The following is a 12,374-nucleotide window of genomic DNA, read 5'->3' on the forward strand; positions in this document are numbered from 1 at the left end:
CCCATCACCGTTGTGTCTCACTACGGCATCTCTTCGCTCCGTTGCGCTACCGCAATTAGCAGGTGAGGTGTTACAGGAGGTACAAGTGATGCTGGTGGGGATTGCCCACCGTCGGATCGTTCGAGAGGTGAATGTGAGATGAGGCGCATCTACGCCGTCGTCATCTGTTTGGCGCTGTCGTTGGCGACAGCAGGCACCGCGAGTGCGGAGCTGTTCCCGCTGCCCACCCGGAACCAACAGGCGATCGACGTGGTCATCGCCCGCGCACTGTCCCAGCGCGGCGTCCCCTATGCCTACGGCGGCGGCAACACCGCCGGACCGTCGCTCGGCAATCCGGCGGGCAGCAGCGCTCCCGAACCGGCCGTGACACCGCCCGGGGTGATCCCGGTCGACGGCACGCCGGCCGCCATTCCGGTGGCGGGCCTGCCCGGATCGGTCCCGGGTCTGGCGTTGGCCCCCGCACCCAAACCGCAGGTCGTCGGTTTCGACGCTTCGGGGCTGATGGTCTATGCCTTCGCCGGTGCGGGCCTGAAGATCCCGCGGACCTCGGGCGATCAGTACCTGGTCGGCCGCAAGGTGCTGCCGTCGCAGGCACTGCCCGGTGACCTGATCTTCTACGGTCCCAACGGCACGCAGAGCGTCGCGATGTTCATCGGTGGGGGACAGATGGTGGAGGCCACCGATCCCGGGGTGCAGATCTCCCCGGTGCGCACCAACAACATGGCGCCGTACCTGGTGCGCTACATCGACTGACTCGTAGGCCGAGTTCGCGAGTTCTACCTGAGGGTCGTTGACCGGTGACTGGCACAACCCTCAGGTAGAACTCGCGGAGCTCATACGGAGACGGACTTCAGCGGCGAGAGGTCGGTCTGCATCAGCGTGACGTTGTAGTCGCCCCACAGCGACATGTTCCAGTACAGGTTGTTGAGGTCGGGCTGATTGTTCGCGTCCTTGAGATCGCCGGTTCCCGACCACGGGTGGATCATCGGCGCGTACAAGCCGGGATACTTCGCCGACGTCGCGATGGTGACCGGGGACGACCACGGACCCTCGGGGGTGTCCGCCGTCCTGAGCTGGATGTCGTTGTTGCCATCGCCGTAGAGCACGACGTACTTGCCGAGATACTCGTTGTACTGGACCGACATCTCGCTGACGTTGCCGCCGGTCTTCGCGCCGAACAGGCCGCCGAGGTATCCGCCCAGCACGTTGGGGTCGTTCGCCCAGTCGACGGCGAACCCGAACAGCCCCGCCGAGCGCTTCGAATCGCCGATGATCGGCGCGGCGGCCGCCGGGCGATTGGCCACCCACTTCGACCCGTCCCAGTACTCGTACTTGGAGAGATCGGTCACCGAGCCCTCGGCGACGCGGGAGACGTAGGCCGATCCGGCCCGGCCGGAGGGCGTGCCGAACGCGTACAGGTAGCGCACACCGTCCTCGCCGACCTGGTCTTCGGGCTGCAGGACGTACGCGGCCTGCTGGAAGTTCTGGCTTCCGGGCACGTAGCGCGTCGACGACCGGAACCATCCCGCGGAGCGGATCGTCGACGGCGCCAGCACCCATGTGTCCGTCGCCTGGTCGTAGACGGAGATCGCCGAGTAGTTGGTGGTCCATCGCCCCGGGGTGTCCCACGACTTGACCGACATGAAGTTCACGAACTGCCGGCCGTCGATCTGGATGCCGGAGGTCGGGATCTGGGTGACCTCCGAGCCGAAGAGGCCGAGCCGGCCGTTGTAGGGGCCGATGAACCGGCCGGCATACCCGGTCTGGACGAGCTGTAGGCCGTTGCCCAACTTGTGGTCAGTGCTGATCAGCAGCACGTTGGACCGCCAGTCACCGGTCATGTTGGCGTTGGCGAACGTGTCCCCGAAGGCGACGTGCACGAAGCGTTCACCCAACCTCGTTCCGCCGTCCCACATGATGCCGAGGTCGGTGCCGCCGATACCGAAGTTGTTGGGCACCTTGCCCGTCACCCAGCCCTTGTCGACGGACGGCAGCGTGGTCGGGAACGGGATGGCGGCCGCGGCCGTGACGACACCCGACGGTGCCACCGAGATGTTCGGCCGGGTGAAGGCCCGCTCGAATTCCCGACGGGCCAAGGCCAGCATCGCCCACAGAGCCGGCGGCGGCGCCGGAGCGGTGGGCAGGGCGGCCGCCAGCGGGGCGAGCCCGACCGCAGCGAGGAATCCGGAGATCATCGCGGGCAGGCTCGGCGGGTCAACGGGCATGACCCGGGTCGTCGGCGTGGCAGCGACAGCCGACGTCGTTGAGGCCGTTGGGCGTTGCGTGCCTGTGGTGGTTTCGGACGGGGTCGCGCCACGGGTGGCGACGGGAATCTCAGGTGCGGCGGGAGGCACGTCGTCGAGCGGGACGTCTTCCGCTACCGGCTGATCATCGACGACCTCGTCCGCCTCGTCCGTCGATTCCCTTGGCGCCTCCGGCTGGTCCGACGTCGACTGCGGGTCGGCTGCCGGTGTGGGATTCTCGGTGACGGGTTCGGTGTCGACGGTGTCCGTCGGCTCCTCGACGGGCAGTTCGGTCAGGACGTCGCCGGAATCCGGCTCGTCATCGACGGTGTCGACGGCTTCGCCTTCGGCCGAATCATCTTCCGCCACTTCATCGTCAGCCAGTTCGTCTTCACTGGCATCATCGTCGACAGCCTCGGTGTCGTCTTCCGACGAGTCATCCCCGTCATCAGGCGCCGTCGCCGAATCGGTGGAGTCCTTCTGACCGACTGACGACTCCGCTGACGACTCCGACGCTGACGACTCCGACGCGGATGCCGACGACGAGGTGCCCGAGTCGGACGTCTCCGCCACCGCCACCCCGTGCCCGAACGTCACCGCGGCTCCCACCCCCAGCGCCACGGCGAGTGCGCCGATCCGTCCTACGTGGGCGGCGGCGCTCGTGTTCGGTTTCATCCGTTCGTACCCCTGTCGTCGTTCAGCGTCGATCACTTCTGGGGAAATCGCCGGCCGCACGGAAAGTGTTTCTGTCGTCAAATACCCAACCCGAATTACATGACACTGTGTAAAGCTAAAGGGGTGCAGGCCGCCGGCAGCCCTTCGGACCGTCCCGCACCGGCGCGTGGGCGGCGGCGCGACCCGCGGACGCACGAGGCGATCATGTCGGCGACGCGTCGACTGCTGACCCGCGACGGATACGACCAGGTGACGATCGAGGCCGTGGCACGGGAGGCGGGCGTCAGCAGGCCCACCGTCTACCGCCGCTGGCCGTCGAAGGCCCACGTCGTCTTCGATGCCGCGTTCCAGACAGCTAGTACGACCGAAATACTCTCGGGCACCGGCGATTTCGTGACGGACCTCCATAGGTTCCTGCACGCGGTGGTGGAGTTCTGGCGTGAACCGGTGGTGTACGCCGCCGCGCTGGGCATCCTCGCTGAACGCCACCGGCACCCCGAGCTGCGGATCCGCGCTCAACAACTCCTCGACGAAGCCACCCAGGCCCGGTTCACCGCCTTGGTCCGCGACGGCATCGACCAGGGTGCGGTGGATCCGAGCATGGATGCGGAGTCGTTGTACGACACCGTCATCGGCAGCACCTTCTACGCCGTCCACGTTCGGGACGTCACCGACGTCGACACGCTCGTCACACACCTCTGCTCCCTGGCCATGGTGGGAGCAACCAGCAGAGATGAGGAACCGCGATGACCCAGGCCGACCGGCGCCACGCAGAGCTCTCGAAGGCCTTCGGGGAACTGCTCGACGAACTGCGCCATATCGAGGACAAGCTCCTGCATGCCGATCCGCCGCTCGAGGAAGCGGATCTCCTCGACGGATACCGACTCACCTTCAGCCTGCTGCGGGTGGCGGTCGACGCCTACGTGTGGGGCGACAAGGACAACCCCCGCTTCGTCGACGTGATCGGGCCCTACCTGAAGTGGGGTGGCGACAACTCCGACGCCTTCTATCAGATCGCGCCGATCGATCCGCGGCGCACGTACCGGGTGCGCGGAAATCGGGGCGACGCCGCGTATCTCTCGATCACCGTCTACGGCGGCCCGGACGACGGCAGTTACAGCAACCGCATCGTCGGGACGCTCAACGACCGCGACCTGGAGTTCGACGACGAGGGTAATTTCGCGTTCACGATGAGCCCGTCACCGCAACCCGGGGCCTGGCTCGAACTCACATCGGACGCGGTGATGGCGCTGACCCGCGATTACCTCACCGCGCCCGAGAGTGCGCGCCGCACGCAGTGGACGATCGAGAGCGTCGATCCACCAGCCCGGCGCCACGACGACGCCGAGGACCTCGCGCGCCGGATGCGCGCAGCCCGCACCTGGCTTCACGAACAGGTCTCCTTCCTGCCCAGCCGGATCGAGCCGCCGAACGAGATCCACGAGCCGTTCCCGGTGCCGCAGAACGCGTACGGCTGGTCGGCCGCCGACGCTGCCTACGCGATGGGCGCCTATGAACTCCAGCCCGGTCAGGCCCTGATCGTGGAGGGCACCTCACCCGAGTGCGTGTTCTGGAACCTGTGCCTGTGGAATCCGTTCCTGCACACCTACGACTACACCTACGAGCGGGTCACCCTCAACGGCGCACAGGTCACCTACGAACCCGACGGATCGTGGCGGATCGTGATCGCCGACCGCGATCCCGGACACCCCAACTGGGTGTCGACCGCGGGCCGGCGTACCGGATTGATCTGGCTGCGCTGGTTCCTGCCCGAGGAGACCCCAGCCAGGCCGCGGTGCCGGGTCGTCGACCTCGCCGAGGTATCCCGGTGACCGCGCACGTCTCCCGCCCGGCGCCGATCACCTTCACCGATCTCGCCGATCCGGTGTATCCGGAGGCGGCACGGCCGATGCGGGAAGGTCTGGCCGCCTACGGCGCCACCTTGGCGCTGACACCGGAGGCGCTGCAGGCGACCGCCGTCGACCGGGCCGGCCTGACCGACTTCGGCGACGACGACTTCCGTGACCGGCTCGAGGTGCTGTGCGGCGCACTGGATTCCGAAGCCGGCCTGTCGGACGTCGGCCGGGCGGTGGCCTTCGAACAGTTGGCGCAACACCTGGTCAACCGGTTGCGGCTCGATGATCTGCTCGCGCGGCACCCGGAGATCCTGGCCATCCCGATCGAGCGCCCGATCGTCATCTGCGGGTTGCCGCGCACGGGCACCACGCATCTGCACAACATGATCGCGGCCGATCCCGCGATCCGGCACCTGCCGTACTGGGAGAGCCTCGAGCCCGTGCCTGCGCCGGGGGAGCTGGACCCGCGGGACCGCCGGGAGCGGTGCGCCGCCGGCCTGGATCTGGTCCACACGGCGATGCCTGAGTTCAGGCGGATGCACGACATGACTGTCGACCATGCGCACGAAGAGATTCAGCTGCTCGCCAACGACATCGGCGGAATGCTGTTCGAGACGACGTTCCACGTCCCCTCGTACGCCGCGCACTACAAGGCACACGACCAGTCGGCGTCGTATGCCCACCTCAAACGCACGCTGCAAGCGCTGCAGTGGCTGCGCGGGGGAACGCGGTGGGTGCTGAAGTCGCCGCAGCATCTCGAACAGTTCCCCGCCCTGGTCTCGACGTTCCCGGACGCGACCTTCGTTGTGACGCATCGTGATCCTGTCGAGGTGATCCGGTCGATGGCGACGATGATCTGCTACGCCGCACGGATGTCGTGCGATCATCCGGACCCGGTGGCACTCACCCGTTACTGGGTGGAGCGCGCCACCGATCTGCTGACCGGGTGTGTGCGCGATCGCGACGTGTTGCCCGCGAACCAGTCGATCGACATCAGGTTCGACGAATTCATGGCCGACGAGGAGGCCACCCTGGCGGCGATCTACGCGCTCGCCGGCCAGCCTTTCGACGATCGCGCGCGCACCGCGATGGCGCGGTTTCGCGCCGACCATCCGCGCGGGCTGTACGGCGGTGTGATCCACCGTCCGGCCGACCTCGGGCTCGACGTCGACCGGGTGGCCGCCCGGCTCGGCGAGTATCACCGACGTTTCGTGGCCGGCTGAGCCAGCCGGCGGAGGAGTCGCGACGTGTTCTGCGGGTACCCTCGCGCCATGGAGGAGACGCGATGAGCGCGGGGCTGTTCGGACTGCTCGACGACGTTGCGGCGCTTGCCCGCCTTGCCGCGGCATCGGTGGACGACATCGGCGCCGCCGCCGGCCGGGCCACCGCCAAGGCCGCGGGCGTCGTCATCGACGACACCGCCGTCACGCCGCAGTACGTGCAGGGCATCGCGGCCGAGCGTGAGCTGCCGATCATCAAACGCATCGCGATCGGTTCGCTCCGCAACAAGTTGCTCTTCATCCTGCCGGCCGCCCTGCTGCTCAGCCAGTTCGTGCCCTGGTTGCTGACCCCGATTCTGATGCTCGGCGCCACCTACCTGTGTTACGAGGGCGCCGAAAAGGTCTGGGGCCGGTTGCGGGGCCACGACGCCCACGCCACTCCCAGCGTCGGACGGGGCGAGGACGCCGAGCGCGCCGTGGTGACGGGCGCGATCCGGACCGACTTCATCCTGTCGGCGGAGATCATGGTCATTGCGCTGAATGAGGTCGCCGACCAGGCGTTCCTGCCCCGGCTGATCATTCTGGTGGTGGTGGCGTTCGTCATCACCGCCGTGGTGTACGGAGCGGTCGCCGGGATCGTCAAGATGGACGACATCGGTCTGAGCCTCACCCAGCGCGCCTCCCGGTTTGCTCAGCGGGTCGGGCGTGGCCTAGTGACGGCGATGCCCAAACTCCTGGCGGCGCTCTCGCTCATCGGCACGGTCGCGATGCTGTGGGTCGGCGGCCACATCCTGCTGGTCGGCACCGACGAGTTGGGCTGGCACACTCTCTACGGGTTGGTGCACCACGCCGAAGAGTCCGTTCAGCACGCCGTCGGCGGGATCGGCGGAGTGCTCGCCTGGCTGGTCAACACCGCGGCGTCCGCGGTGATCGGCCTGGTCGTCGGCGCTGTCGTGGTGGCCGTCGTCCACGTTCTGCCGTTCGGCCGCAAGGACACCCACCACAAGGCAGATGAGCCCAAGCGCGACGCGGCGACCGATGACGAAGAACACGTCGCGGCCGCTGAAGACGACGGGTCCGCGGAATTCCAGCCCGAAGACGGAGGAGCGGCCCCGCCGTCAGCGCTCGAGCGGTAGGCCCTTGTCGACGATCAGCTCCTTGACCGCCCTGCGGTTGAGTTTTCCGCTCGGCAGTGTCGCGAGTCGGTCGGCCGTGACGACGGACCAGCGGGTCGGCACCTTGTAGGACGACAGCAGGGCGCGGGTCCTGGCGGCCAGGTCTGTCACATCGACCCCGCCGGCCGCGGGGACGACGACCGCGCACACCTGTTCGCCGCGCTCGGGATCGTCGACACCGATGACCACGCACTGCGCCACATCAGGGAACTGCGCGATGACCGCCTCCACTTCCAGCGGGGAGACGTTGGCGCCCGCCGCCTTGATCAGTTCGCTGGTGCGGCCGCCATAGAACAGACGGGGGTCGCCTTCTCTGCGGTAGACGCGGTCTGCGGTGTGGTACCAGCCGTCGGCGTCGAAGGTCTCGGCGCGTTCACGTTTGTTGTAGCCGGCCATCACGCCGATGCCGCGGACGAGGAGTTCACCGACCGTCCCTTCGGGCACCGCGACGCGCGCCCCTTTGCCGACGCCCTCCGCGAGCAACCAGCGGGCAAGCTCGGCGGACCGTCGCTCGGCGTCGGCATAGGTGAGCCGGTCGGTCGGCGACACCAGGTAGGTCCGATCCCCGAATTCACGCACGCTCTGTGCCAGGAGAGCGGGAATCGTCGGACGCGGGGGGATCATCTGGCGATCCTCTCCGACGAGGTCGCGGTGAACATCGCGGGGTCGCAGCGGCGGTAGACCCACCTCACGCCCGGCGCCCCCGGTACGCCTTCTGAGCCAACGGCGTCAGCGCCCCTTCCACTGCGGCAGGCGCTTCTCACGCCACGCCTGAATTCCTTCGACGACATCCTCGGTGGTCGCGACCACCTTGCGCATGGTCTCGCCGAACCGGACCGACTCGATCCAACCCATGTTCGCGGTCCGTGACGCCACCTCCTTGGTGGCCCGCTGGGCCAGCGGCGCCGCCTCGGTGAGGGTGCGGGCCCACGCCTGCGCGTCTGCCTGCAGGTTCTCGGGTTCCACCAGCCTCCAGACCAGACCGATCTCCTTGGCCCGCTCAGCTGTCATCGGCTTGCCGGTCAGCAGAAGCTCCATCGCGTCGGCCCAGCGCACCCGCTCCGGAAGCCGGATCGCGCCGACGATGGTCGGCACCCCGAGGGACACCTCGGGGAACGAGAACGTGGCCTCGGTGCTGGCGATCACGAAGTCGCAGAACAGCACTCCGGTCAACCCGTATCCGACGCACGGCCCCTGCACGGCCGCGATCGTCGGCTTGAACAACTCCATCCCGCTCTCGAAGGAGTTGATGGTCGGCTTCTCCCAGAACGTGCCGCCGAAGGTGCCCACCGAACCCTGCCCGTCCTTGAGGTCACCGCCGGCGCAGAAGACGTCCCCGCTCGCGGTGAGGATGCCCACCCACGCGTCTTCATCGTCACGGAACCGGTTCCACGCGGCGTTCAGCTCGTCGCGGAGCGCCCCGTTGATGGCGTTGCGGGCCTCCGGCCGGTTCAGCGTGATGGTCGCGACGTGGTCGGCCAGCTCATAGGTGACGAGATTCATGACTGCACCATAGTTTCCGTCACACTGACTTCCATGGCGACCGTTCGCACCCTCGCGCGACTCGAACGCACGGAGTTCGCAGATCTACTGGACAACCTGACGCCCGACCAGTGGGCGATGCCGAGCCTGTGTGCGGGATGGACCGTGCGCGATGTCGCCGCGCATACGGTGGCCTATCTGGACCAGAGCCTGATCCGGTTGGGAGCCAACATGATCCGATATCGCGGAGACATCGATCGGCTGAACGCGGAGGGCTTGCGCAGAAGCGATGGACTCGACGGGGCGGAGTTGGCCGATCGGATGCGCCGGGGCAGCGAACCGTCGGGCGCCGCGGCGCTCTACGGCGGCCGGGTCGCGCTCGTCGAATGCCTGGTCCACCAGCAGGACATCCGCCGCCAGCTCGGATTGCACCGCACCCTCGACACCCGGCGAGTCCGGGTATGCCTGGACTACGCCCGCCTCAGCCCCGTGGTCGGTGGCAGGCGCCGTACACGAGGGCTCCGGCTGGTGGCGACTGATATGGACTGGACGGCCGGGGTAGGACCCGACGTGTGCGGTCGCGGCGAGGCTCTGTTGCTCGCCATGACGGGTAGGGCAGCAGCGGTATCCGGCGAACTGCACGGTGAGGGCATGCGGCTACTGCGCTGAGCCGGTCACTGCCCGGCAAGCCACCTGTCCAGCTTGCGGCGGTCCCGTTTCGTCGGTCGACCCGCGCCACGGTCGCGGACCGCCAGCGGGACCGCCGTGGTCGGCGGCGCCGGCGGGGTCCGGTCGAGGTAACAGGTCACCGCATCGGCCGCGCCCACCCGCTTCTGGATCACCCGCACCACCTCGACGATCCTCGTCCGGTCACCCACCAGGGCACGTACCTCGTCGCCGGGAGCCACCGTCGTCGCCGGCTTCGCCGGCCGGTCGTTGATCCGCACGTGTCCGCCCCGGCACGCCGCTGCCGCGTCCGGCCGGGTCTTGGTCAGCCGGACCGCCCACAGCCAGCGGTCTATTCGGGTCGAGTCCATGACGTACCGCTAGACATCGGAGCTCTCGCGCCACAGATCGATACCGGATTCGGTGGCGTACCTGTCGATCTCGGTGAGTTCTTCCGCGGTGAACTCGAGGTTGTCGAGCGCGCCGAGATTCTCCTTCAACTGGGCGACGCTCGAGGCGCCGACCAGCGTGGAGGCGACGGCGGGGTCGCGCAGCACCCAGGCCAGCGCCAGTTGAGCGAGTGTCTGGCCACGGCGCTCGGCGATCCCGGCGAGCCCACGAAGCTGCTCGCGGACCTGTTCGGTGACCAATGCGTCGTCGAACGAGGGCCGCATCGTGGCACGGTCGACCTCGTCGGGTGCCGACTGTAGGTAGCGGTCGGTCAGCAGCCCCTGTGCCAGCGCCGTGAACGCGATGGCTCCCATGCCTGCGTTGCCGAGTTCGGTGGTGAGGTCTCCCTCGATCCATCGGTTGAGCAGGGAGTAGGACGGCTGGTGGATCACCAGGGGAGTTCCGAGACGCTTCGCGATCGCCGCCGCGTCAGCGGTCTTGGCCGCGGAGTACGACGAAATCCCGACGTATCGGGCCTTTCCGGCGCGCACCGCGGTGTCGAGTGCGCCGATCGTCTCCTCGAGAGGTGTCGTCGGATCGATGCGGTGGGAGTAGAAGATGTCGACGTAGTCGAGGCCAAGGCGGTCGAGCGATTCGTCGAGGCTGGCGAGCAGGTACGCCCGGCCGCCGAGCTGACCGTACGGTCCCGGCCACATGTCCCACCCCGCCTTGGTGGAGACGATCAGCTCGTTGCGGTACGGCTTGAAGTCCCGGCGCAACATGCGTCCGAAGTTCTCCTCCGCCGAACCGTACGGCGGCCCGTAGTTGTTAGCCAGGTCGAAATGCGTGATGCCGCAGTCGAATGCGTACCGCAGCACTTCCCGCTGCACGTCGAAGGGCCGATTGTCGCCGAAGTTGTACCAGAGGCCCAGGGAGATCGCCGGCAGAAGCAGCCCGGACGTGCCCACCCGCCGGTAGGGCATCGAGTCGTAGCGCTCCCGCCTCGCCACCCACGGGTCGTGGGTGAAGGGCACGTCATCGATCAGCATGTCGTCGGACATGGGGGCAATCCTAGTGACGGAGGTGGTTCAGCGGGCCGGTGCGCCGACCCCCGTCAGCGGGCGAAGTCAGCGGGTCGGAACTTTCCGTCTGCGAGCTTGGTCTCGATCTCCTCGAGGCTCCTGCCGGTGAGGTCGGGCATGCGGAAGTAGACGAACACCCAGGCCGCCACGTTGAACAACCCGTAGAGCCACATCGACGGCCCGACCCCGATCGCAGTGATCAGCGACAGCAGGGTGAGGGTGATGAACAGGTTCGTCCCCCACAGCGCCGCGGATTGCACGGCGGTGCCGGCGGGCCGCACGGCCAGCGGATAGGTCTCCGAGCCTGTCAGCCACCCCATCAGCTGCAGTCCGCCGGCATTGAACAGCATGAACACGACAAGACACCCGATGATGAGCGGCATCGACTCGCGGCCGCTGTTGCCCGTGACGAACAACAATCCGAGCGCGAAGAGGCTGACAGCGGCGCCCGGGATCATGAGCAGCGTGAGGCGGCGACGGCCCACTCGGTCGATGATCGACAGACCGACGAGCTGCGCCACGAGGTAGGTGACCCCGAGCGCCACCGAGACCTGCAGTGCGACCGAGGTGTCGAATCCGTTGTCGGTCAGGATGGTTGGGGCATAGTAGATGATCATCTCGATTCCGCTGAGCTGCGTGAAGATCGCGATGCCGCATCCGAGGATCAGTGCCGGACGCACCCATGCCTCGCGCAGGCCGGACCAGCCGCGGGTGCTCGCGGTCCGTTCGGCCCGGGCGAGTTCGGCGGTTTCGTTCAGCTCACGGTCGAGGTCGTACCCTGACGGGCGCACGCGCTCCAACACCGCGCGGGCGGCGTCGTTGTCCCCGTTCTTGACCAGCCAGCGGGGGCTCTCCGGCAACCGCAGCATCAAGGCGAGCATCAGCGCTGCGGGCACGGCGGCGGCGCCGATCGACCAGCGCCACCCGATGGCCTCCGACGCGCCGACGATCGTGGCGATCACGATGCCGACACCGATCGCGATCTGGAAACAGAGGACCAGGCGGCCCCGGTATTTCGGAGGCGCCAGTTCCGCGACGTACATGGGCGCCGTCTGGGTGGCGCCACCGACCGCGAAGCCCAGAACCAGCCGGCCGAGCGACAACAGGATCGGATTGGGGGACACCGCACACCAGAGCGCGCCGACGGCGAAGATGACAGCCAGCAGCACCAGCGTGCCCTTGCGGCCGCGTTTGTCCGAGAGGTAACTACAGGTCAGCGCCCCGATGACCGCGCCGAGCAGGATGCTCGCAGCGATCACCTGCTTCCAGAGCTCGGCGATGCTGAAGTCCTCGGTGATCTGCAGAAGCGCCCCGGAGATGATGCCCGTGTCGTAGCCGTACAACATGCCCGAGATCGCGGACACCAGCGCGACGATCACGACTGCACCGGTGAGCTGCCCGGGTTCGCTGCGTTGGTCTTCGGCGGTTTCCGAAGGGACGCTCTCCGAAGGGACGCTCTCCGACGACTTCATACCGTGCCTTTCCGCCGCGACGAGGTGACAACGTCGCGCGGTTACCCACAAGGACGCCGCGGCAATCTTCGGCGAACTCGCACCTCTGCAGCGGTATTGCAGGCGTCACGGAA

Annotated in this window: 11 protein-coding genes and 2 pseudogenes; 6 read left to right on the plus strand and 7 right to left on the minus strand. The window is 67.7% G+C overall.

Features of this window, described 5'->3' with window-relative positions:
* Positions 1–138: 138 nt before the first annotated feature.
* On the plus strand, positions 139–753 hold the full coding sequence (gene ripD, locus I7X18_RS14465) for an NlpC/P60 family peptidoglycan-binding protein RipD (RefSeq protein WP_193048007.1): 615 nt from the start codon (positions 139–141) through the stop codon (positions 751–753).
* A gap of 80 nt (positions 754–833) precedes the next feature.
* Here ripD and I7X18_RS14470 read toward each other — a convergent pair whose 3' ends face one another.
* Complete coding sequence (locus I7X18_RS14470) at positions 834–2,918, minus strand: glycoside hydrolase family 183 protein (protein WP_193048006.1); 2,085 nt, start codon at positions 2,916–2,918, stop codon at positions 834–836.
* 204 nt (positions 2,919–3,122) lie between these two features.
* Here I7X18_RS14470 and I7X18_RS14475 point away from each other — a divergent pair, with 204 nt between their 5' ends.
* From I7X18_RS14475 to I7X18_RS14490, 4 genes are all read left to right on the plus strand, one after another.
* Positions 3,123–3,668, plus strand: coding sequence for a TetR/AcrR family transcriptional regulator (locus tag I7X18_RS14475; protein WP_232375243.1), 546 nt, complete (start codon positions 3,123–3,125; stop codon positions 3,666–3,668).
* Positions 3,665–4,750: a DUF1214 domain-containing protein gene (locus I7X18_RS14480; protein ID WP_193048004.1), complete on the plus strand. Its 1,086-nt coding sequence runs from the start codon at positions 3,665–3,667 to the stop codon at positions 4,748–4,750. The genes I7X18_RS14475 and I7X18_RS14480 overlap by 4 nt, the downstream gene beginning before the upstream one ends.
* Positions 4,747–5,997 carry a sulfotransferase family protein gene (locus I7X18_RS14485; RefSeq protein WP_193048003.1) on the plus strand — a complete coding sequence of 417 codons (1,251 nt, stop codon included), beginning with the start codon at positions 4,747–4,749 and terminating at the stop codon, positions 5,995–5,997. The genes I7X18_RS14480 and I7X18_RS14485 overlap by 4 nt, the downstream gene beginning before the upstream one ends.
* Before the next feature lie 62 nt (positions 5,998–6,059).
* Positions 6,060–7,130 carry a DUF808 domain-containing protein gene (locus tag I7X18_RS14490; RefSeq protein WP_193048002.1) on the plus strand — a complete coding sequence of 357 codons (1,071 nt, stop codon included), beginning with the start codon at positions 6,060–6,062 and terminating at the stop codon, positions 7,128–7,130.
* On the opposite strand, the pseudogene I7X18_RS14495 reads toward I7X18_RS14490, so the two are convergent.
* The 3 genes and pseudogenes from I7X18_RS14495 to I7X18_RS14500 all read right to left on the minus strand — a co-directional run.
* A pseudogene (locus I7X18_RS14495) lies at positions 7,113–7,613 on the minus strand (AMP-binding enzyme); the annotation flags it as partial. The gene I7X18_RS14490 and the pseudogene I7X18_RS14495 sit on opposite strands and share 18 nt — an antisense overlap.
* Before the next feature lie 57 nt (positions 7,614–7,670).
* Positions 7,671–7,793, minus strand: a pseudogene (locus tag I7X18_RS29965) (hypothetical protein); the annotation flags it as partial.
* Between the two features lie 105 nt (positions 7,794–7,898).
* Positions 7,899–8,672, minus strand: a complete 774-nt coding sequence (locus I7X18_RS14500; RefSeq protein ID WP_193048000.1) for an enoyl-CoA hydratase/isomerase family protein — start codon at positions 8,670–8,672, stop codon at positions 7,899–7,901.
* Between the two features lie 33 nt (positions 8,673–8,705).
* On the opposite strand from I7X18_RS14500, the gene I7X18_RS14505 reads away from it, so the two are divergent.
* The gene (locus tag I7X18_RS14505; protein ID WP_193047999.1) at positions 8,706–9,320 is read left to right on the plus strand and encodes a maleylpyruvate isomerase family mycothiol-dependent enzyme; all 615 of its coding nucleotides are present in this window, start codon (positions 8,706–8,708) and stop codon (positions 9,318–9,320) included.
* A 5-nt stretch (positions 9,321–9,325) separates the two neighbouring features.
* On the opposite strand, the gene I7X18_RS14510 is transcribed toward I7X18_RS14505, so the two are convergent.
* From I7X18_RS14510 to I7X18_RS14520, 3 genes are read right to left on the minus strand one after another with little or no spacing between them, the layout of a single operon-like run.
* On the minus strand, positions 9,326–9,688 hold the full coding sequence (locus I7X18_RS14510) for an Hsp15 family ribosome-associated heat shock protein (protein ID WP_193047998.1): 363 nt from the start codon (positions 9,686–9,688) through the stop codon (positions 9,326–9,328).
* Positions 9,689–9,697: 9 nt separating this feature from the next.
* Positions 9,698–10,768 carry an aldo/keto reductase gene (locus I7X18_RS14515; RefSeq protein WP_193047997.1) on the minus strand — a complete coding sequence of 357 codons (1,071 nt, stop codon included), beginning with the start codon at positions 10,766–10,768 and terminating at the stop codon, positions 9,698–9,700.
* Positions 10,769–10,821: 53 nt separating this feature from the next.
* Positions 10,822–12,261 carry a sugar porter family MFS transporter gene (locus I7X18_RS14520; RefSeq protein WP_193047996.1) on the minus strand — a complete coding sequence of 480 codons (1,440 nt, stop codon included), beginning with the start codon at positions 12,259–12,261 and terminating at the stop codon, positions 10,822–10,824.
* Positions 12,262–12,374 lie beyond the last annotated feature (113 nt).

Origin of the sequence: Mycolicibacterium baixiangningiae (genome assembly GCF_016313185.1) — a bacterium.
Classification (GTDB): Bacteria; Actinomycetota; Actinomycetes; order Mycobacteriales; family Mycobacteriaceae; genus Mycobacterium; species Mycobacterium baixiangningiae.

Bases quoted from the DNA above. Each gene is read 5' to 3' on its own strand.
- ripD (WP_193048007.1), top strand. From the start codon at position 139: ATGAGGCGCATCTACGCCGTCGTCATCTGTTTGGCGCTGTCGTTGGCG.
- I7X18_RS14470 (WP_193048006.1), bottom strand. From the start codon at position 2,918: ATGAAACCGAACACGAGCGCCGCCGCCCACGTAGGACGGATCGGCGCA.
- I7X18_RS14475 (WP_232375243.1), top strand. From the start codon at position 3,123: ATGTCGGCGACGCGTCGACTGCTGACCCGCGACGGATACGACCAGGTG.
- I7X18_RS14480 (WP_193048004.1), top strand. From the start codon at position 3,665: ATGACCCAGGCCGACCGGCGCCACGCAGAGCTCTCGAAGGCCTTCGGG.
- I7X18_RS14490 (WP_193048002.1), top strand. From the start codon at position 6,060: ATGAGCGCGGGGCTGTTCGGACTGCTCGACGACGTTGCGGCGCTTGCC.
- I7X18_RS14500 (WP_193048000.1), bottom strand. From the start codon at position 8,672: ATGAATCTCGTCACCTATGAGCTGGCCGACCACGTCGCGACCATCACG.
- I7X18_RS14505 (WP_193047999.1), top strand. From the start codon at position 8,706: ATGGCGACCGTTCGCACCCTCGCGCGACTCGAACGCACGGAGTTCGCA.
- I7X18_RS14510 (WP_193047998.1), bottom strand. From the start codon at position 9,688: ATGGACTCGACCCGAATAGACCGCTGGCTGTGGGCGGTCCGGCTGACC.
- I7X18_RS14515 (WP_193047997.1), bottom strand. From the start codon at position 10,768: ATGTCCGACGACATGCTGATCGATGACGTGCCCTTCACCCACGACCCG.
- I7X18_RS14520 (WP_193047996.1), bottom strand. From the start codon at position 12,261: ATGAAGTCGTCGGAGAGCGTCCCTTCGGAGAGCGTCCCTTCGGAAACC.